At 71.8% G+C, this 18,556-nt stretch carries 19 protein-coding genes and 1 pseudogene; 8 read left to right on the top strand and 12 right to left on the bottom strand.

Annotation, left to right across the window (positions count from 1 at the left end):
- Positions 1-150: 150 nt before the first annotated feature.
- Positions 151-1,527, top strand: coding sequence for a sensor histidine kinase (locus ACQEU6_RS02460; RefSeq protein ID WP_499328933.1), 1,377 nt, complete (start codon positions 151-153; stop codon positions 1,525-1,527).
- On the opposite strand, the gene ACQEU6_RS02455 is transcribed toward ACQEU6_RS02460, so the two are convergent.
- A complete protein-coding gene (locus tag ACQEU6_RS02455) occupies positions 1,509-2,246 on the bottom strand; it encodes a response regulator transcription factor (protein WP_499328932.1) in 738 nt (245 codons plus the stop codon). The two genes, ACQEU6_RS02460 and ACQEU6_RS02455, sit on opposite strands and share 19 nt — an antisense overlap.
- Positions 2,243-2,869, bottom strand: coding sequence for a phosphatase PAP2 family protein (locus ACQEU6_RS02450; protein ID WP_499328931.1), 627 nt, complete (start codon positions 2,867-2,869; stop codon positions 2,243-2,245). The genes ACQEU6_RS02455 and ACQEU6_RS02450 overlap by 4 nt, the downstream gene beginning before the upstream one ends.
- 89 nt (positions 2,870-2,958) lie before the next feature.
- On the opposite strand from ACQEU6_RS02450, the gene ACQEU6_RS02445 reads away from it, so the two are divergent.
- Complete coding sequence (locus ACQEU6_RS02445; protein WP_499328930.1) at positions 2,959-3,330, top strand: BlaI/MecI/CopY family transcriptional regulator; 372 nt, start codon at positions 2,959-2,961, stop codon at positions 3,328-3,330.
- Positions 3,331-3,392: 62 nt separating this feature from the next.
- On the opposite strand, the gene ACQEU6_RS02440 is transcribed toward ACQEU6_RS02445, so the two are convergent.
- From ACQEU6_RS02440 to ACQEU6_RS02405, 8 genes are all read right to left on the bottom strand, one after another.
- Complete coding sequence (locus tag ACQEU6_RS02440) at positions 3,393-4,319, bottom strand: M56 family metallopeptidase (protein WP_499328929.1); 927 nt, start codon at positions 4,317-4,319, stop codon at positions 3,393-3,395.
- Positions 4,320-4,324: 5 nt separating this feature from the next.
- Positions 4,325-4,687: a BlaI/MecI/CopY family transcriptional regulator gene (locus tag ACQEU6_RS02435; protein ID WP_499328928.1), complete on the bottom strand. Its 363-nt coding sequence runs from the start codon at positions 4,685-4,687 to the stop codon at positions 4,325-4,327.
- Positions 4,688-4,748: 61 nt separating this feature from the next.
- Positions 4,749-5,453: a DedA family protein gene (locus tag ACQEU6_RS02430; RefSeq protein WP_499328927.1), complete on the bottom strand. Its 705-nt coding sequence runs from the start codon at positions 5,451-5,453 to the stop codon at positions 4,749-4,751.
- A 53-nt stretch (positions 5,454-5,506) separates the two neighbouring features.
- Complete coding sequence (locus ACQEU6_RS02425; protein WP_499328926.1) at positions 5,507-7,270, bottom strand: glycosyltransferase family 2 protein; 1,764 nt, start codon at positions 7,268-7,270, stop codon at positions 5,507-5,509.
- Positions 7,271-7,469: 199 nt separating this feature from the next.
- Positions 7,470-7,856, bottom strand: a complete 387-nt coding sequence (locus ACQEU6_RS02420; RefSeq protein ID WP_499328925.1) for a BlaI/MecI/CopY family transcriptional regulator — start codon at positions 7,854-7,856, stop codon at positions 7,470-7,472.
- A 56-nt stretch (positions 7,857-7,912) separates the two neighbouring features.
- Positions 7,913-9,397 (bottom strand): MATE family efflux transporter, encoded by a 1,485-nt coding sequence (locus tag ACQEU6_RS02415; protein WP_499328924.1) that lies wholly within the window; start codon positions 9,395-9,397, stop codon positions 7,913-7,915.
- Positions 9,394-9,537 carry a hypothetical protein gene (locus ACQEU6_RS02410; RefSeq protein ID WP_499328923.1) on the bottom strand — a complete coding sequence of 48 codons (144 nt, stop codon included), beginning with the start codon at positions 9,535-9,537 and terminating at the stop codon, positions 9,394-9,396. The genes ACQEU6_RS02415 and ACQEU6_RS02410 overlap by 4 nt, the downstream gene beginning before the upstream one ends.
- 47 nt (positions 9,538-9,584) lie before the next feature.
- On the bottom strand, positions 9,585-10,067 hold the full coding sequence (locus tag ACQEU6_RS02405) for a pyridoxal-phosphate dependent enzyme (protein ID WP_499328922.1): 483 nt from the start codon (positions 10,065-10,067) through the stop codon (positions 9,585-9,587).
- A 397-nt stretch (positions 10,068-10,464) separates the two neighbouring features.
- Here ACQEU6_RS02405 and ACQEU6_RS02400 point away from each other — a divergent pair, with 397 nt between their 5' ends.
- Genes ACQEU6_RS02400 through ACQEU6_RS02385 form a run of 4 tightly spaced genes read left to right on the top strand, consistent with a single transcriptional unit; the run spans position 10,465 to position 15,359 of the window.
- Positions 10,465-12,000 (top strand): ABC transporter substrate-binding protein, encoded by a 1,536-nt coding sequence (locus tag ACQEU6_RS02400; RefSeq protein ID WP_499340078.1) that lies wholly within the window; start codon positions 10,465-10,467, stop codon positions 11,998-12,000.
- The gene (locus ACQEU6_RS02395; protein WP_499328921.1) at positions 11,988-12,935 is read left to right on the top strand and encodes an ABC transporter permease; all 948 of its coding nucleotides are present in this window, start codon (positions 11,988-11,990) and stop codon (positions 12,933-12,935) included. Before ACQEU6_RS02400 ends, ACQEU6_RS02395 begins: the two co-directional genes overlap by 13 nt.
- Positions 12,932-13,936 carry an ABC transporter permease gene (locus ACQEU6_RS02390; protein WP_499328920.1) on the top strand — a complete coding sequence of 335 codons (1,005 nt, stop codon included), beginning with the start codon at positions 12,932-12,934 and terminating at the stop codon, positions 13,934-13,936. The genes ACQEU6_RS02395 and ACQEU6_RS02390 overlap by 4 nt, the downstream gene beginning before the upstream one ends.
- Positions 13,875-15,359 (top strand): ABC transporter ATP-binding protein, encoded by a 1,485-nt coding sequence (locus tag ACQEU6_RS02385; RefSeq protein WP_499328919.1) that lies wholly within the window; start codon positions 13,875-13,877, stop codon positions 15,357-15,359. The genes ACQEU6_RS02390 and ACQEU6_RS02385 overlap by 62 nt, the downstream gene beginning before the upstream one ends.
- A gap of 40 nt (positions 15,360-15,399) precedes the next feature.
- Here the strand turns inward: ACQEU6_RS02385 and ACQEU6_RS02380 are convergent, their stop codons facing one another.
- Entirely contained in the window at positions 15,400-16,299 is a 900-nt protein-coding gene (locus ACQEU6_RS02380) for a M56 family metallopeptidase (RefSeq protein WP_499328918.1), read from the bottom strand.
- A gap of 122 nt (positions 16,300-16,421) precedes the next feature.
- Between ACQEU6_RS02380 and ACQEU6_RS02375 the strand changes: the two genes are divergently transcribed.
- On the top strand, positions 16,422-16,844 hold the full coding sequence (locus ACQEU6_RS02375; RefSeq protein ID WP_499328917.1) for a BlaI/MecI/CopY family transcriptional regulator: 423 nt from the start codon (positions 16,422-16,424) through the stop codon (positions 16,842-16,844).
- Between the two features lie 10 nt (positions 16,845-16,854).
- Here the strand turns inward: ACQEU6_RS02375 and ACQEU6_RS02370 are convergent.
- Positions 16,855-17,481 (bottom strand): annotated as a pseudogene (locus ACQEU6_RS02370) (IS982 family transposase); the annotation flags it as partial.
- A gap of 506 nt (positions 17,482-17,987) precedes the next feature.
- Between ACQEU6_RS02370 and ACQEU6_RS02365 the strand changes: the two are divergent.
- Positions 17,988-18,554, top strand: coding sequence for a hypothetical protein (locus tag ACQEU6_RS02365; RefSeq protein ID WP_499328916.1), 567 nt, complete (start codon positions 17,988-17,990; stop codon positions 18,552-18,554).
- The last annotated feature ends 2 nt before the right edge of the window (positions 18,555-18,556 follow it).

Here is an 18,556-nt window from a genome sequence, read left to right as displayed (position 1 = left end):
TGTGCCAACACGCTAGGAACGGGCGGGTGAGCGGCCGGCTAACCAGGGTTAACGCGGAACAAGGCAGGCCTCACAAAACCGCTTGCCCGCCCGAGCGCGGGACGACCGGTTTAGGGCTCTGCTTACCTTGCTGGTGGCAGGCTGGCGCTCGTGGACGATTCCGTTGACGGCGCACAGGGCCGGCCATTGCGCCGGCAGGTCCTGATCGCGATCGTCGGGGTGACGGCCCTGGCGATCGTGCTGTTCGCACTGCCGCTGGCAGCGGCCGTCCAGCGGCTCTACCGGGACGAGACGGTCACCGGGTTGGAACGCGACGCCACCCGGATCGCGGCCGCGGTCCCCGACGACGTCGCCCGCGATCCCCAGGCGTTGCGGCGGCCCGCAGGGCTCTCACCGCATCTCACGGTGGGCCTCTACGGGCTCGACGGCTCCCGGTTGACCGGGGCCGGGCCTGCCCGTTCCCTGCTGGCCGCCCAGGGGGGCGACGGGCGCGTCCACGACAGGGTCGAGTCCGGCCAGATGGCGGTCTCGGCCCCGGTCCCCTCCGACGAGGGCGTCTCGGCGATCGTCCGGGTCAGCGCTCCCTACGTGCTGACCACCGACCGGGTCGAGCGGACCCTGCTGGCGATGGCCGGGCTCGCCGTACTGATCATCGGCTGCGCCGCGCTGCTGGCCCGCTACCTCGCCCGGCGGCTGGCCACGCCGCTGGAACGCCTGACCGACGCGGCCCGCCGACTCGGCGGCGGCGACTTCAGCGTCCAGACCACGCCTTCGGGCCTGCGGGAGGCCGACGCGGCCGGCCGGGCCCTCATGACGACCGCCCAGCGGCTCGGCGCGGTCCTGGAACGCGAACGCGCCTTCAGCGCAGACGTGTCCCATCAGTTGCGGACACCGCTCACCGGTCTGCTCCTCGGGCTGGAGTCCGCGCTGGAACGGCCCGGCGCGGACCTGTCCGCCGCCGTCGCCACGGCCGTCGAGCGGGGCCGCCATCTCCAGGGCATCATCGACGAACTGCTCGACCTGGCCCGTGACAGCGGGCCCGAACGCCGTCGGCTGGACGTGCCGGCGCTGCTGGAGGAGCTCCGTTTTCGCTGGCACGGCCCGCTGGCGTCGCGAGGACGCCCGCTGGACATCGAGCGTCAGGACCCGCTGCCCGCCGTCCGTGCGTCGCCCGCGGCGGTGGCGCAGATCATGGACGTCCTGCTCGGCAACGCCCTGGAGCACGGCAGCGGCAAGGTCACCGTTCTGGTCGCCGACGCCGGCGGCGGACTGGCCGTGGAGGTGACCGACGAGGGGCCGGGGATCGCCGACGACGCTCCCGATGTCTTCGCTCGCCGTCGCGCCCACCCGGGCGGCACCGAGGCCCCCCGTGCCGGTCACGGGATCGGGCTCGCCCTGGCCCGCTCCCTCGCCGAGGCCGAGGGAGGCCGCCTGGTGCTGCGCAGCGCACGCCCGCCGGTATTCACTCTGCTGCTGCCCGGCACCACCGAGCCCGTCGGCCCGCCGGCTCAGGCGTCGGGCTCGTAGCGGTAGCCACGTCCGCGAATGGTGGTGATGGGGCCGGGATTCTCGCCGAGGACGCCGAGCTTGCGCCGTAGGGCCGAGACATGCACGTCCAGCGTCTTGGTGGAACCGAACCAGTTGATGTCCCAGACCTCGTCCATGAGCTGCTCGCGGCTCACCACCGTGCCGGCCCGGGACGCCAGGACGGCGAGCAGATCGAACTCCTTGGGGCGCAGGTCCAGTTCGGCCCCGCCGAGGAAGGCCCGCCGGGCCGCCAGGTCCAGCCGCAGGCGGCCCACCTGGACGGCCGTGTCGTCCGGAAGGACCCGCTGGCGGCGCAGGTGAGCGCGCAGCCGGGCCAGCAGCTCGGTGAGCCGGAAGGGCTTGGTCAGGTAGTCGTCGGCACCCGCGTCGAGAGCGACGATCACGTCGAGTTCCGAGGTGCGGGCCGTCAGCACCACGATGATGGCGCCTGGCACAGAGCCGCGGAGCCGCCTGCACAGGGCGGGGCCGTCCATATCCGGCAACCCGAGATCGAGCAGGATCAGATCCGGCGGGCGCGCTCCCGCGGCGTCAAGGCCCTCCTGGGCGCTGGACGCGAGGACGACGCCGTATCCGTGGCCGGTGAGCGCCTCGGCCAGTTCGGTCCCGATGACCGGGTCGTCCTCGACGATGAGCAGCTGGGCGGCCACGTTTCCGACGGTGGGCGCCTTCCCGCCGAGGGCCCGTCCGGTGTTGCTCATCCGGTGGCGGGACGCGCCGACAACAAGGAGCGCAACCGGCCCGCGCGGGCGCGTTCCACGAGCGGAGAGGTCCTCGCGGCGGCGACCGTGAGCGGCGCGGCGAGCACGAGGCCCACGACCGCACCGGCGGCGACGTCGTGCGGATAGTGAACTCCCACCCACACCCGCGAAGCCGCCATCACGACGGCCGCCGCCATCCCCGCCGCACCGAGCCACCGATTGACCGCCCACAGCGCGGTGGCCGCCGCGAAAGCGATGACGGCGTGATTGCTCGGAAACGACCAGTCACTCGCCGGCGGGCAACTCTCCAGCGCGAAGCTGCCCGGGATGGCGCGGCAAGGCCGGGTCTCGTGGACGACCCCTTTGACCATGGTGTTCACTCCGTAGGCCGCGACCACCACCAGGGGGGCCGCCAGCGCCCGCGCCATGGTGCCGCAGTCGGCGCGGCGGGCCAGCCACCAGGCCGCCGCCATGGCGACCGCGAACAGCGCCAGCCCGGCCGCCGAGTAGACAGCGATCACGTCGTCCAGGATGTCCGGGCTGTTCCGGGCCAGCCTGGTGATCTCGGTGTACAGGCCCGCATCGGGCGAGTCGGGCCCGAGCAGGGACATGACAGGGCTCATCGAGGTGTCCGATCGTGTTCACGAAGTCTTCGTCTACAACACTGTAGACGTCTACAGGACTGTAGACGTCTGTGTGGCAGACTCGGTTCGTGACCTCCCAAGTGCGCCGCCCCGCGGGCGGACTCGAAGCCGCGGTCCTCGATGTCCTCTGGGCCGCGGCCGAGCCGATGACCGCGCGCGACGTCCGGGCCGCCGTGGGCGGAGGACTGGCCCGGACGACCGTCACCACCATCCTGTCCCGGCTGCACGCCAAGGGCGTCCTGCGTCGTTCGCGTTCCGGGCGCACCTACGCCTACAGCCCCGCCATGGAAGATCCGGCCGCGCTGACGGCCCGGCGGATGCTCAAGGAACTGGACGAGAGCGGCACCGACCGTCCAGGCGTCCTGGCGCGTTTCGTCTCCGACCTCGACGACGACGACGAACGGCTGCTGCGCTCCCTCCTCCGACCGCCTGGCCGCTGAGGCGACTCCACGGCCGGGTCGCGGACGTCGGACCGGGCTCCGCCTCGACGTGCGGGTCCGCCCTAACCCGCCTGCGCGTGTTCGATGAGCTGGTGCAGGTCGATCGCCCCGTCGTTCGCCGCCAGGACCGACCAGGCGACCAGGGCCACTGTGACGGCGACGAGCACGCCCCGGCGAGGCACCGGAGGCGCGAGGAGCGCGGCGACCCTCCGGGGCAGGGGCCCCGGGCGCCGCCCCCTGTCGAGGACGGAGCCGATGCCGAGCGCGGACCCACCGCCCAACCCGGGGCGGCGGCTGCGGGCCAGGGCCGCCTTCCCGATCGCCCGCGCGGTCCGCTCCCGATCGGCGCCCGCGGCCGCGGATTCGTCCGCCCACCGCTCGGTCGCGTAGACCACGGAGCCGCGCAGCGGCCACAGCAGCGGGTTGGCCGCGGCGGTGACGTGCGCGGCCAGCCTGAACAGGTGGTGACGCCCGGCCAGGTGAGCGTGCTCGTGAGCGAACAGGACCTTCCGCTCGGCGGGATCCAGGGCCGCCAGCATGCCGGTGGAAACCACGATGCGGCCCGGACGCCCGGCCAGCGCGAACGCATCGGCGGCCTCGTCCTCGACGATGGCGAGCACGCTCTCACCAGGGAGCCCCCGCGCGGCCCGTGAGGCGTCCAGCAACGCCCGGGCCTGCGTCACGGCGGCGTGCAGAGCCATGCCCAGCGACGTGACGAGCACTGCGGCGGCGAGAGCCGCCGCAGAGGCACTCGTCTGGGCGCCGTGCCGCAGGACGTGCTCTGACAAGTGACCGAACCTGGCGATCGGCGGCAGCCGCAGCGCCCCGCCGAGCGCGATGACGGCCAGCGTGGCCGTGCTGGCCAGGGCCAGGACCGCACCGGTCACGGTCAGCAGCCAGGTGGCCGTGCGGGGCGGCAGCCACCCCGAAAGCGGGCGCGCGGCACCCCCCAAGACGGCCGGGACGACCAGGGGCAGCAAACCGTCCACGTCCATCATGTCTCACGGCCCTCGAGCAGTTCGCGCACGCGCCGCTCGTCCTCGCCGGACAGGGCCTCGACGAATCGGACCAGCACCGTCTCCCGGTCGGGGCGCCCGTCCATGACCTGGTGCATGCGGTGCGCCGCGAGCCCCGGCTCATCGCTCACCGGCGCGTACCGGAACGCGCGGCCGGCCTTGGTGCGCACGAGCAGGCCCTTGTCGCGCATGCGAGACAGGATCGTCACCACGGTCGAATAGGCGAGTCCCCCGTCCAGCCGCCGCCGCACCTCGGCGGCGGTCAGCGCGTCACCGGCGCCCTGCAGCACGTTCATGATCGCTGACTCCAGCGCGCCCGCCTCGCGCCTTCCGCCGGCCATGGCGCCTCCTCGCCGAGTCCTGCAGTGTCCCCGCCGACCAGTGTCCCCACCGACCAGTGTGTCACGGCATCGGGTCCTCGCCCCGCCGGCCGCCGCTCGCATGGGTGACCCGGCGGGCCCGCGTCGCCCGCCGCCGGGCCCTCAGCACCTCGATGCCGACCGGAAGCAGCGAGAGCACCACGACGACCGCGACCGCGGGCAGGAGATAGGTGTCGATGTTGGGGATCGAGGAACCGAGCAGGTAGCCCGCCAGCACCAACCCGACGCTCCACACCAGTCCGCCGGTGACCTGCCACAGGGTGAACACCCGTGCGGGCACGTCCAGGGCGCCGGCGAGAGGATTGAGGACGGTCCGCACGACGGGAACGAACCGTGCCAGCACGATGGCCTTGGCATACCCGTAACGCCCCAGCAGTTCCTCAGCTCGCGCGATGCCGTTCAGCAGATGCCGGTTCCGTGACCGCGCGAGCAGCACGCGCCCTCCACGGCGTCCGAGAACGAATCCGCAGTGCGCCCCGAGGATCGCCCCGGCCGCGGCGGCGCACAGCACCCAGGGCAGCGACAGCCGGGAGTCGCCCTGAGTCCCGGCCGTGCACAACAGCCCCGCGGTGAACAGCAGCGAGTCGCCTGGCAGAAAGAACCCGACGAGCAGGCCCGTCTCGGCGAACAGCACCACGGCGATCCCGACCGTCCCGAAGGCCGCCAGCAGCGATCCGGCGTCCAGCGGGTTCACGGCCGCCGGAAGGGCCCCCACGGCTTCGATCATCGACTCCTCCGTCTCCCGGTCCGACTCGGCGCCTGTTCCCTCGCCAACAAAATCTACATTCTTGTAGATGTTCCGTAGGTCGTCCGCGTTTCCCCTGGACCGCCGACGGCCCCGTTCGAGGGTCGAGCAGGGCCGCTCGACGACGTCCGCCCGTCGTCCCCGGCCCTGGAGCGCCGACGCCTCGCCCGCCGGTCGCGGATCGCGCGCACCGGCACCGTTCCCGCCGCGAGGCGCAGCCCGGACAGGATCGTGCGCGCCGGCCATCGCCGGGCCACGATGCGCAGCGCGAGCTCGCCGTTCGCCGCGATGAAGGGTTCCAGGTGGTCGCCGGCGGCCCGGGTCAGCCGCGGTCGGACGGGGGCGGCCAGGCCGCAGTGGGCGGTCCCCTGCGAGGTGAGGCGCACCGTGTGCGCCGTATCGCCGGCCCGCAAGCGCAGGCCCAGCGCCCAGGTCTGGTCGACCAGCCCGACGGGCCGGATCGACCGGGACGGCACGAGCACCGCCTCCCAGACGATCTGGCCGTCGCGTCCCCGGCGCCAGACGGCCGCCTCGACTCCGAACGCCCGGCCCGGGCGGCGGCGGTCGCGGAACTCCAGGGTCGCGCTCAGTTCCGCGTCGGGTCCGATTCGCCCGAGCGGGTTCATCACGGTGCCCGCGACGCGCAGGTAGTCGCCCTCCTGCCGCATCGTGGTCACACGGCCGCCCAGATGAAGCGCTTCGGGCGGCCGTGTCCGCAGGCCCAGGTCGGTGACGTCCAGCACGGCACGGCCCAGGTCGGTGCCGATATGGGCCTCTGACCAGTAGACGCGACCGTCTCGCTCGGCCGGCTCGGCGGACAGCACCGGAACGCCGCTCCTGGGCTCCAGGTCGACGGCGGCCATGGCGGCCTCGACGTCGTCCTCCCGGAGCATCAGCGCCGCGATCGCGGGGATCCGGCCGGCGGCCAGGAACACCGCGCCGTCCATCTCGGCGAGGTAGGGCCGGGCCAGGTCGGCGAACGACCTCCGGTGGGCGGGAGTGCGGCTGCGCAGTTCGCGCAGGTAGAGCAGCAGGTCATGGTCGATGAACTTGGTGTCCTTGCGGCGCGCCAGTTCGGCGGCGCCATGGCCGCGCAACGCCGCGTCGATCCGCCGGTGGACCTCCAGCCGGTCGGCGAAGTTCCGCGGCTCGGCGCGCCTGTTGCTGATCGACGGCCGCCCGTTGCGCGGCTCCACCCGCCAGTTGTAGACCCTGTCCGGGACGACCGCGATGCGATCCGCGCCGAGATAGGCCTGGGCGCTGAACAGCAGGTCCTCGTAGTGCAGGCGCTCCGCGAACCGCAACTTCGCACGATCGAGGAAGTCGCGCCGGTAGCACTTGTTCGTCGCCAGCGTGTCGTGCAGCAGGTCCGGCTTCTCCAGGAGACCGTTGAACACTCCTGGCTCCTGGTACAGCCACGGGCACCAGTCCTTCTCACGATCCGGAAGGACCCGCACGCACCGCCCGGCGACCAGGTCGGCGCCGCTCTCCTCGGCGGCCGCCGTCAGAATGCCGCAGGCGTGCGGCGGGAGGGTGTCGTCGCTGTCGAGGAACATCACGTAGCGGCCGCGCGCGACCTGAAGCCCGAAGTTGCGGGGGGCACCGCATCCGCCGGAGTTCTCTTTGAGCGGGAAGGCGCGCACCCGATCGGGGGCGGCCGCCGCCATGGACGCCGCGACCTGCGGCGTGGAATCGGTGCTGCCGTCGTCGACGATGACGACCTCCACCCGTGCGAGCGACTGGGCCAGCACCGAGCGGACCGCGCGCGGGAGCCGCCGCGCGTCGTTATGGGCGATCACGACCACCGTCAGATCGGTTTCCGAGCGCAAACGGTTCCACCGCCCTCTTCCATGGCCAACGATCTACTATCGCGATAGTAGAAGCCGGTCGGTTAGAGGAACGTAAGCGCGGGTGCGGCGATCGTTCCCCCGAGCGTCTGGACGGCGGGGCCCGCCCTCGCTGTGACGTGCGAGGGCGGTCAGGTGACCCCGGGGGCGGTCAGGAGATCTCGGCGCCGGAGCCGGTGTCGCGGAGCAGGCGCTGCAGCAGCGCCTCGTCCCCGGGGGAGAGCTCGGCCACGAACCGGGCGAGCACGGCGGCGCGGTCCCTGCGCCGACCCAGCAGTTCGTGCATGGCGGCGGCGGTGTGGCCGGCCTCGTCGACGCGAGCGGAGTACACGTACCCGCGCCCTGCGCGCTCGCGGGTGGCGAGGTCCTTGCGCACCAGGCGAGCCAGCGTGGTCATCACGGTCGTGTAGGCCGGTGAGCCGTCGAGAAGGGCCCGGACGTCGGCGGGGGTCATGGGCCGCCGCCGGGCCCACAGGACGGCCAGCACCGCGTCTTCCAGCATCCCCGCAGGCCGGCGCTCTGCCTCGTCCGCGCTCACCGCTCCTCCGTTCGGTTACTACGCCGATCGTAGGAGCCGCCGGCTCCCGGCGTCCATCAGGCCGGGTCAGTCGCCACCCCTGAGTGGCCCGGCTCGACGGCGGCGCGGGCGTTGAGGGATCGCGTGTAGCGGGTCAACAGGAGCACGGCGGTGGCGGCAAGCCCGGTGAGCAGGCCGAGCCAGATCCCCGTGGTCTCCAGATCGAGGACGTTGGCCAGGAGCACGGCGGTGGGCAGGCCGACGGCCCAGTAGCCGATCAGGGTGATCCGGAAGCCGCCGGCGGTATCGTTCAGGCCGCGCAGCAGGCCGACGCCGATGTTCTGCGCGCAATCGACGAACTGGAGGACGGCGGCGACGAGGAGGAGATGGGTGGCGATCGTCAGCGCACGGTCGGACTCGGGCGTGCCGGCGTCCAGGAAGGGCGTCAGGACCATGTGCGGCACTGTCAGGTAGAAGGCGGCCACGACGGTCATCACGGACCCGGCGCAGACCAGTGCGGTGCTCCTGAGCCGACGGGCCCGGTCGATCCGGTTCAGGGCCAGTTCGCGGCTGACGTTGATGGAGGCCGCGTGGGACAGACCTATGGCGACCTGGAAGACGATGTAGACGAGTTGGTTGACGGCGGTGTGCGCGGCGAGCGCGGCGGCACCGAAGGAACCGGCCATCAGCGCGGTGACGGAGAAGAACCCCGCCTCCGACCCGTAGGTCGCGGCGATCGGGACGCCCAGCACGAGAATGCGTCTGACGACCGCCGCATCGGCCTTGGCGATGTTGACCGACAGCAGCGGCGCCAGTTCGCCGTCGCGGCGGGCGGCGGTGTACAGCGCCAGGAACGACAGAAGGTAGACGGTGGAGGTGGCGGCGCCGATGCCGCTCAGTCCGAGCCTGGGCAGTCCCCCGGCGCCGTTGATGAGGCACCAGTTGAGGGCAGCGTTGACGGCGACCGAGACGATGGTGATCTGGAGCAGGGCCTGCGGGCGGCGCAGCCCGACGGTGAACTGCCGGACGGCCTGGAACCATAGGCAGGGAAGCAGTCCGGGGGCGAGTGCCAGCAGCATCTGCTGGGTCCGCCCGGCGATCGCGGCGTCCTGGCCGAGCCAGGTCAGCGTCCGGCCGATGGCGATCATGAGGCCGGCCCCGGCGACGCCGGCCAGAGTCGCCACGACCATGCTCGCACGGGAGATCGCGCGCACCTCGGCCGCCGCGTCGGCTGCTGAGCCCCCGGCATGGTGGGTCGTGCCGGAGGCCGGCGGACCGGCCTCGGCTCGGGCCGAGGCCGCGGCGATCTGGTTGCCGACGGCGGTGATCAGGCCGGCGCCCATGGTGCGGATCTGGTTGAAGATGACGATGGCCAGGCCGCCTGCGGCAAGCTCCTCGGTGCCAAGAAGGCCCAACATCACGGTGTCGGTGGTGGTGAGCGCCACCTGAGCGAGCTGGGTCAGGATCAGGGGGACGGCCAGGGCGGCCAGAGCGCGGCCGTCGCGCAGCAAGGCGGCCGGGGCCCGCTCGGGGGTCGGTGAGGAGGGCAGCACTGAGGTCATCGGTTTCCGCGGAGTTTGGTGAGCATTTCGTCGATCCGAGCTTCGGCCACGGGATCCAGCAGCCCGCGGGTGCGCAGCCAATCGTCGTTGAAGACGGTGTCCAGGTACTTCTCCCCGCCGTCGTTGACCAGGGCGACCATCGTGGCCCCGGGCGCAAGGTCCGGCAGCAACTCTAGGGCGTGGTGGATCACCCCCCGGCCGAGCCCCCGACGAGGAGCCCGGTTCGGGCCACGGCGCGGCAGGTCGCGAACGCCTCGATGTCGCCCGCCTTGACCCCCTGGTCGATGGGGTCGAAATCGACCAGGGCACCGATCTGCGCGCCCTGCGGAGTTCCAGTCCCCGACTGGTAATAGGCGTGGGCGGGGCCCCCGAAGGCGGTCGACCCATCCGGCTCGACCCCGCAGGTGATCAGGTGCGGAATGGTCCTGCGCAGTTCGCGTGCGGTTCCGCACAGCGCGCCTCCGGTGCCGACTGCACCGATCAGTACGTCGATTCCGCCGCCGAACGCCTCGGTCAGCTCATGAGCGAGACGGCGGTAACCGGCGGGCTCGAACAGCAGGGGCGAGGGCCGAGCCGTACCGACCTCGGCCGGGATCTGCTCGGCGGACCGGTTCAGGTCGCGGACGGCCGCGGGCTCAAGCATGCGGGCAGGCAGGACTGAGGTGCTCATGGCGATGAGAATCCGTTCCGGGGGCCGGAGAGCGGTGCACATGGTCGTCGCGGGACGATGCCGCGCTGACACGGGCCAAAGACCGGTCGGGCAGCGGCGTCGGCAAGCGTCGTTGAATGGCGCGGCATCGACGGTCATGGGGAGAGGGGCGCCATGAACGGCGCGGGCTGATGACGACGGCAACAGTGGACGGGAACAGGTTCCTTTTACAACGCAATAGAAGTTAGCATAGGCTCACCTAACTTCCAGTCCGGTTCGGGGTGAGGTGAGTCCCTCTGGTTCTTCGGCGAAGCGTCGGCACCTCGCACGCGCCGAACCGCGGCCGCTTCGCGGATCCGGCCTCGGTCTGGAACGCACCTGTCAATCCCTGCGTGTGGTGGAGCGAGACAACGTGAACATGAACAGGCGTCAAGTACTGGGTGCAGGCGGGGCGCTTGCGACGGCCGCAGCGCTGGCAGCGTGCTCTGGCGGCGCCGGCGAGCGGTCGGCCGGTGCGGGCGCCAAGCCGAAGAAGGGCGGCACGCTGCGGATCGGCGCGCTGGGCCGCGCCAACGCCATCACCCGGGACCCGCATGGAAACCAGGGCAACGAGAGCGACTACCTGATCATCTCTCTGGTCTACGACACGCTCACCGCTCCCGGCGCGGGCAAGGTCACCGCGGGTCGGCTGGCGTCGTCGTGGAAGGCCTCGAAGGACCTGAAGACCTGGCGTTTCACCCTGCCCGAGGACGCCGTCTTCCACGATGGCGCCCCCGTCACCGCCGACGACGTGGTGTGGTCGCTGCGCCGCCTGCGCGCCACCCCGGCAGGCCCGTCCCGGCTGCCGGGCATCACGGCCGAAGGCATCACCGCCGAGAATGCCCGCACGTTGGTGCTCAAGTCCGATTACCCCAACGCCGAACTTCCCCTGCTGACCCGGTTCGCGACCTTCGTGATGAAGAAGGGCACCGCCGACAAGGACGTGGCGACGGCACCGGGAACCGGGCCGTTCAAGCTGGAGTGGTTCCGGGGCGGCAACGCCCGCCTGGTGCGCAACGACAGATGGCACGGCGGCCAGGTGCTCCTGGACGCGATCGAGGTGAGCATGTTCGAGACGCCGCAGGCCATGGCCAACGCCGTGCTCGCCGGGCAGATCGACGTGGCTTCCAACGTGGGGGCGATCGCCGCCCGTACCGCCGGTTCCCGCAGGGATCTGCGGGTGCTGCGCCGCCCCAATGACATGGCGATGCCCATCGTCATGCGCACCGCCGACGGGCCGTTCGCGGACGTGCGGGTGCGGGAGGCGATGCGCCTGATCGTCGACAGGGGGGCGATGGTCCGCCAGGTGCTGTCGGGATACGGAAAGGTCGCCAACGACGTCATGGGCACCGCCGACCCCGCCCTGGCGGCCGACATCCCTCAGCGCGCCCGCGACCTGGCCAAGGCGAAGCGGCTGCTGGCCGACGCCGGCTTCGATCTGAACCGGACCTACGAGCTGGTCACCACCGAGGACATTTCCGGGCTGGCCGAGTCGGCGACCCTGTTCGCCTCGCAGGCCCAGGAGGCGGGGGTCAAGATCAAGGTGGTCAAGCAGGAGTCCGGTGCCTTCTACGACAAGACCTGGCTCAAGGGCGAGCTCTACACCACCTACTGGGGCACCAACGACTCGATGATCTTCTACGCTTCCAAGACCATGGTGACCGGCGCGGGGCAGAACGAGGCGGGCTGGTCCGACAAGTCCTTCGACGCCGCCTACCGCAAGGTCCTGGCCACCGCCGACCCGGCGGCCCGCACCACCGCGTTGCACGATGTCCAGCAGATCCAGCACGACCGGTCGGGCTACCTGCTGTGGGGCATGGCCGACGGTATCGATCTGGCCCACTCCAAGGTCAACGACCTTCCCAGGCTCCCCGGATACGGCCGCGTCCAACTGGAAGACGTATGGCTCGCCTGAGCCCCATCGCTCGGGCGGCGGTGGTGATCGTTCGCCGCGCGGCGATACTCGCCGCGTTGCTGGCCCTGCTGTTCGCGGCCGTGGAACTGCTGCCCGGCGACGCGGCCACCGCCACCGCCGAGCGCGGCGAGAGCGCCGCCGACCTGGCGGCCCGGCGGCATCTGCTCGGCCTGGACCGGCCGGTGTGGGAGCGCTTCGTCGATTGGATGACCGCGCTGCCCACGGGTGATCTGGGCACCTCGGCGCAGGGGCGGCCCGTCACGGAGCTGCTCGCCGACCCCTTCCCCAACACCCTGGTGCTGGGGATGAGCGCCTTCGCCTTCACTGTGGCCGCGTCGTTGGTGCTGGGCTGCTGGGCCGCCGCGCGCCCCGGCCGCTGGAGCGACCGCCTCATCGGGCACGCGGCGACCTCCGCGTTCGCGCTGCCGGAGTTCGTGGTGGCGGTCGTGCTGCTGCTCGTGCTGTCGCTGTGGACCGGGTGGCTGCCCGCCGTCACCGTGACCGGAGCCGACGGCGCTCCCTCGTCATGGACCATGCTGATCATGCCGACGCTGGCGCTGGTGATCCCGCAGACCGGCTGGAACACCCGCATCGTGCGCGGAGCTCTGGCCGACCAGGCCACCGCACCGCACGTCGAGGCGGCCCTTCTGGACGGGTTGCCCGTCCACCGGGTGGTGCTGCGGCACGCGCTGCCGGGAGCGGCCCCGGCCATCGCCGCCGGGATCGCGACCTCCACCGGCATGCTTCTGGGCGGCGCGGTGGTCGTGGAGACCCTGTTCAACTATCCGGGGATCGGCACGCTGCTCGCCGGAGCGGTCGCCGACCGGGACACCCCGTTGATCGCGGGCGTGGTCGCCTGCGCCGGCGCCGTCATCAGCACGGTGCTGCTGGCCGCCGACCTCGTCCGCGCCGGCCTTCTGGGGAGGCCGGCATGAACGACCCCGCGTCCTCCGGCGAAACCGCGCGGACCGATGCCCCGCACGTCGGCCCGGTCGGCGCCCGAGCCGGTTCCCCGGTCAGGGGCGGCATCCGCAGACGGGGCCGGGTCGGCGTGTGGTGGCGTCTGGGCCCCGCGCTGCTTCTGGTCGTGGTCGCCCTTGCCGGGCCCGTTCTGGCGCGTCATCCCCTTGACGCTCCCGTCGCCATCCCTTACGCGCCGCCCGGCGCGAACGCTCCGCTCGGCGGCGACGTGCTCGGCCGGGACGTGCTGAGCCGGCTGCTGCACGGCGGCGTGGTCCTGATCGCCAGCGCCCTGGCGGTGGCCCTGGTCGTGATGGCCGCGGCCACCGTGCTGGGCTGCCTGGCCGCGCTGAGCCCGGCCGCCAGACGTATCGTCGAACGCGGCGCCGACATGGCGATCCTGCTCCCGCCGGTCCTGGGCATCATGCTGATCGCCCTGGCCTGGCCGGGCGGCGGCCGAATCGCCGTGATCGCCGCCGCCATCGTCCTGGGCGTCCCCTACACCACACGCGTGGTGTCGGGCGCGGCCGCGCCACTGGCCACGGCGGGTTATGTAGAGGCGGCCCTGGCACGCGGCGAAGGGCTGCCGTACGTGACGCTGCGCGAACTGGTGCCCAACCTGCGCTCGACTCTGCTGGCTCTGTTCGGGCTGCGTTTCGTCGAGGCCGTCTACGTCATCTCCATGGCGGGCTTCTTGCAGATCGGCCCCCAGCCCCCGGCCGCCGACTGGGCGCTGATGATCCGGGAGAACTCCAGCGGCATCATGCTCAACCCGTGGGCCGTCATCGCACCGAGCCTGGCCATCGCGGCCCTGGCCATCAGCGTCAACCTCGCCTCCGAGTCCCTCGCCACCCGAACATCACGCCGGGCCCTCGCCGCCCTCCGCGGACGGCGCCCCGCGACGCAACCACCAGATGAGCCCACCCGTGAGGACCCCCATGGCAGACAGCCCGGTAGTGACGTGCACCGACCTTGAGGTCTGCATGCCCGGTGGAAGCGTTCTGCTGCCCAGGACGAGCCTGACCGTCCAACCGGGAAAGATCACCGCGCTGACCGGCGCGTCCGGCTCCGGCAAGACCACCTTGCTGCGCGCGCTGCTGGGCCATCTGCCGCCCGGGGCGCGAGTGGCCCATGGCAGCCTGACGGTGCTCGGGCACGACGTCCTCACCCTCGACCCCGCCGAACTGCGCCGGTTGCGCCGCCATCGCGTCGGCTACGTCGGCCAGGACCCCGGGTCGGCGTTGAACCCCCGCATGAAGATCCGGCGCCTGATCGCCGAGACCGCCACCGGGCGTGACCGCGGGGCGGCTCTGGATCTGCTCGCCGAATGCCTCCTGCCGATCGCCGGCGGGCTGCCCGACCGCCGGCCCACTTCCATCTCCGGCGGCCAGCAGCGCCGCGTCGCCCTCGCCCGTGCTCTGGCCCGCGAACCCGAACTGCTCCTGCTCGACGAGCCCACCGCTGGGCTCGACGCCGCATTGCGCGACGACATCGCCGCCCTCCTGCGGCGCCTGGCGAGCGAACGTGACCTGGCCATCATCATGGCCTGCCACGATCCCGAACTCGTCGACCGCTGCGCCCACTCCACCACCACCCTGACCGGCCATCTCACCGGCGGCGACGGGCCGGCGCCCCGCAACCGCCGCAGGGCCGCGCCGCCACCGTGCTCGCCGTCCCGCCGGCCGGAGATCCGTGGACTGACCGCTCACCGGGTCGGTGTCGTCTTCGCCGGCCGGGGGTCTCGCCAGCAGCCGCTGGACGCGGTGGATTTCACGTTGCCGCCGGCGTCGGCCATCGGCCTGGCGGGTCCCTCCGGTTCGGGGAAGACCACCCTGCTGCGCGTGCTGGCCGGTCTGCAACCGGTGACAAGCGGCTCACTGACACTCGACGGCGCCTCCCTGCCCCTGGGCGTGCGGCGGCGGCCCCGCCCGGCGCAACGGCGCATCCAACTCGTCCCGCAGAACCCGCTGGACGCGCTGAATCCCGCACGGACCGTGGGTTCGGCGCTGGCCAGGCCACTTGCCCGTCTGGGCATGGCCGACAGAACGGACATGGACGCCCGTGTGGCCGATCTGCTCACCCAGGTCGGGCTACCCGCCGACACGGCGGACCGCTACCCCGAGCAGCTGTCGGGCGGCCAACGCCAGCGTGTCTCCATCGCGCGCGCCCTGGCGGCCTCCCCCGACTTCCTGCTCTGCGACGAGATCACCTCCGCACTCGACGCCGCCACCGCCATCGACATCATGGAACTGCTCGCCCGCCTGCGCGGCGAGCGGGCCATGGCGCTGCTGCTGGTCAGCCATCAACGTCGACTGCTGGACGCCTACACCGACGCGGTGCATCTTCTCGACAACGGCACCCTCACCGAGGCGCCGCCGACCCACGTGACGGCCGGCTGATCACCCGTGAACGGCAGCGGAAGAGGGCGCCGTGAGCGGCTCAGCGGCCGGGCAGGCGGGCCGACCGCAGCAGTTCCACCAGGTCGTAAAGCGCCTCCCCGCTCCAGACGACCGAGCTGGCCGCCAGCAGCACCGGCCCGGCTCCCCAGACCCACCCCCAGGTCCGCCCCCTGATCTGCTGCGGGGCCAGCAACTCCCCCACCCGCCGCGGGATCGCCCCGCCGCGCCTGGCCGCGAAGGGGATGCGGACCGGCGCGGAACTCGCCGGATGTCGCGCCGCGGCAAGCGCCGCGGCGCCGATGGCCGTGGCGACCGTCCGACGGTCTCCCACAGCGCGTGCGGCCTGCTCGTCGGCCGCCCTCTCGATCAGGAACGAGACCCGCGCCGCCACCCAACGCAGTGCCGGATGCAGCGAACCCGCGAGTTCGGCGATCAGGATCAGCCGCGGATGCCCCGCGTCCAGATGCGCCCGCTCGTGCGCCACCAGTGCCTCGAACTGCTCGGTGTCCAACGCCGAACGCATCGCGGTGGTCACCACGACCCGGCCGGTTCCCCCCGGGACCGCGAAAGCGTCGACGGCGTCGCTCTCGACCAAGACCACCTGCTGATCATCGGGGACACCGTCCATTTCCGCGGCGACGCCCTGCCCGCGGCGGTGCCTGCGCCACACCCTTGCGGCACCGACCACCGCACCGGCGAGCAACACCGCCGACGCCCAGGGAGCCCACGACACGTGCGCGGTGTCATCGATCACCGTCCGATACGACCACCCCAGATGGTCGGCCACGGACGGGATCTGCGCCACGGCCTTGACCGTGAACAGTCCCAGGTTCGCCGCGCTGGCCAGCGCGACCGCCATGGCCGACCAGGCCAACACAGTCGCCCCCGTCTGGGGAGCCGACCGGTCGGCCACCACCGCCGCGACGGCGACGACCGCCACCGGCACGACGATCACCGACCAGACAAAATGATCAAACACCCTCAATCCAGACCCTCGGCGACGCTCCAGTGTCGCACCCTGCTCAAGACCGCCGGCCCTGGGCGGCGGCTAAAGTGGTCAGGGTGACCCCGAACCGGCCGCCCGAGCCCGACCGGCCGGCCGCACGCCGGCGCGCGGGGCAGCTGGAAACGCAGATCATCAACGTCCTGACCGAGGCCGACCGGCCCCTGACCACCGGCGACGTACTGAAGGCCCTGGGCTCCGAGGCAACCCTGTCCTACAGCACGGTGGTGACGACCCTGAACCGGCTGCACACGAAAGGGGTCGCCACCCGGCGCCGCCACGGCCGGGCCTTCCGCTACGAAGCGGTGGCGGACGCGGCCGGCCTGACCGCCTTCAAGATGAGCCGCCTGCTGCGCGAGGAGCACAATCGCGCGTCGGCACTGCGACGATTCGTCAGCACACTGGACCCCGGTGACGAGGAGCTCCTGCGCGATCTGCTCCAGCAAGGCCAACACCCCGGACAGCGAAACCGGGAAGACTGAGTCCGCGACCGGCCCAGGCGAACCCGGCCCCGGCGAAGCCCTTGTCGCACACGATCGGGCATGGGCCGGGTGCGGGCGGCTGGACGTGCAGCAGGTGGATCGCCTGCAGCCGCTCGTCCAGCTCTTGGGGGTGGGCCAGGCTGAAGGAGCACACCGCGCCCTCTGCGGTGGTGATCAGCATCAGCTTGGCGCCCCAGTAGAGGGCGTGGTGGGACTTGTCCATGCCGTAGCCGGCGATCTCGCCCAGGCCCGAGCGGTGCACGGTGGTGCGCGAGGCGCCGCAGCGCACCGGGGTGCCGTCCATCAGCCGCAGCCGCTCCTGCCAGGACGGAACCCGCCGCACCAGCCACATCGCGGCAGCGAACAGAGCGGGCGCCGCATCGCGCAGGTGCCGGTTGTACTCCGACTGGCCGGGCAACCGCGGGAACAGATGCCCGACCCTGCCCGGCGCCGTCCGCAGCCACCGCCGCTCCGAATCGCACCCGAGCAGCACCTGGGCCACGGCGACGCACACCAGCTCGGCATCGTTGAGCACCCGCTGCGGCCCTCGTCGCCGCGGCCGCTCCGCCGATGGCAGGACATGGTCGCCCAGACGGACATAGAGTGCGGTCAGAAGGGCGTCCAGGTTTGTCTTCACACACGGATCATGGGCGCCCTTCGTCATGTCCGCCGCCGGTTCAGCAAACCCCCATCAACGATCTAGGCCCGGTGCCGTGCGGTCCCCGGACGGCCTTCATTGCCCTCTCCCGTCACGTTTGAGGCCGCACCCCTATTGACACCCGAGGGCGGAGACGTACGAAGTGGCTCGTCATGAAGGCCCAAAAAGGTCGCGGCATCGAAATCGTCGTCCGTAAGATGCACGGCGCGGCCTGCCCGGCCGCTGGCGCAGGCCATGACGGGCGGATTCCCGGTGTGGATCTGGTCCTACGAGCATGGCGACGAGGACGGCCCGAACTACGTCCACACCAAGAACAGGAAGATCAAGGCGCCCCTACCCTGACACCACGCGGCAGGTTAGGGGCGTGCTCACCGGCTGCCAAGGCCGCTTGCCGTTGAGCATCAAGGTGGAACGGTCTAAGGGGTGGGCGATCACAAATGATCGTCTACGAAGGCAGCAAACGATATCCTCGAAGGAGAAATGCCATGAACAATGGCAGCAACAATCTCGCCGACCTCACCGATCCGCAGTACGCGGAGATGGCGCGTGTCAGCGGTGGCGTGAACAAGGCGTGGTACAACTGCCTCCGTCGGCAGTGCCCCGACGTCAAGCACGAGGAGTTCGTGGCCTCGCAGACGCGGACGGACCCGTGGACGCTGTGGGGCTTCGTCGCCGTGCGAGAGGTGGCCACGGCCCAGGAGGCCGAGGAGGTCTGGGAGGCCGCGAAGGAGCACGGCCACGCCGACGACTTCCTGCTCGGCTACAACGTCGGCCGCAAGGCCGGCGTCGACCACAACGTTCTCCTGAGCGCCGACGCCGCAGGTGTGGCGCCGCACGAGTACGCCCGCCTCCACCGGCAGGGCCAGGACCACGACACCATCCTCGCCAACGCCGGCAGGCAGTCCGACCGCCAGTCGCCCGCTCTCCGCGGACGACTCGACCTGGGGCCGGCTTCGCCATGCGAAGCCGGCCCCACCTGCTTTCCGGACATTTCACGGCACGAACGGAGACGTGGCGAGTCGGCACGGAGGAGCAGAGAGCGAGAGCTGTGACC

Source organism: Spirillospora sp. CA-108201 (assembly GCF_050936235.1).
Classification (GTDB): domain Bacteria; phylum Actinomycetota; class Actinomycetes; order Streptosporangiales; family Streptosporangiaceae; genus Spirillospora.
The sequence above is the reverse complement of the archived record's forward strand: the minus strand, read 5'-3'. Positions and strand labels throughout refer to the sequence as shown.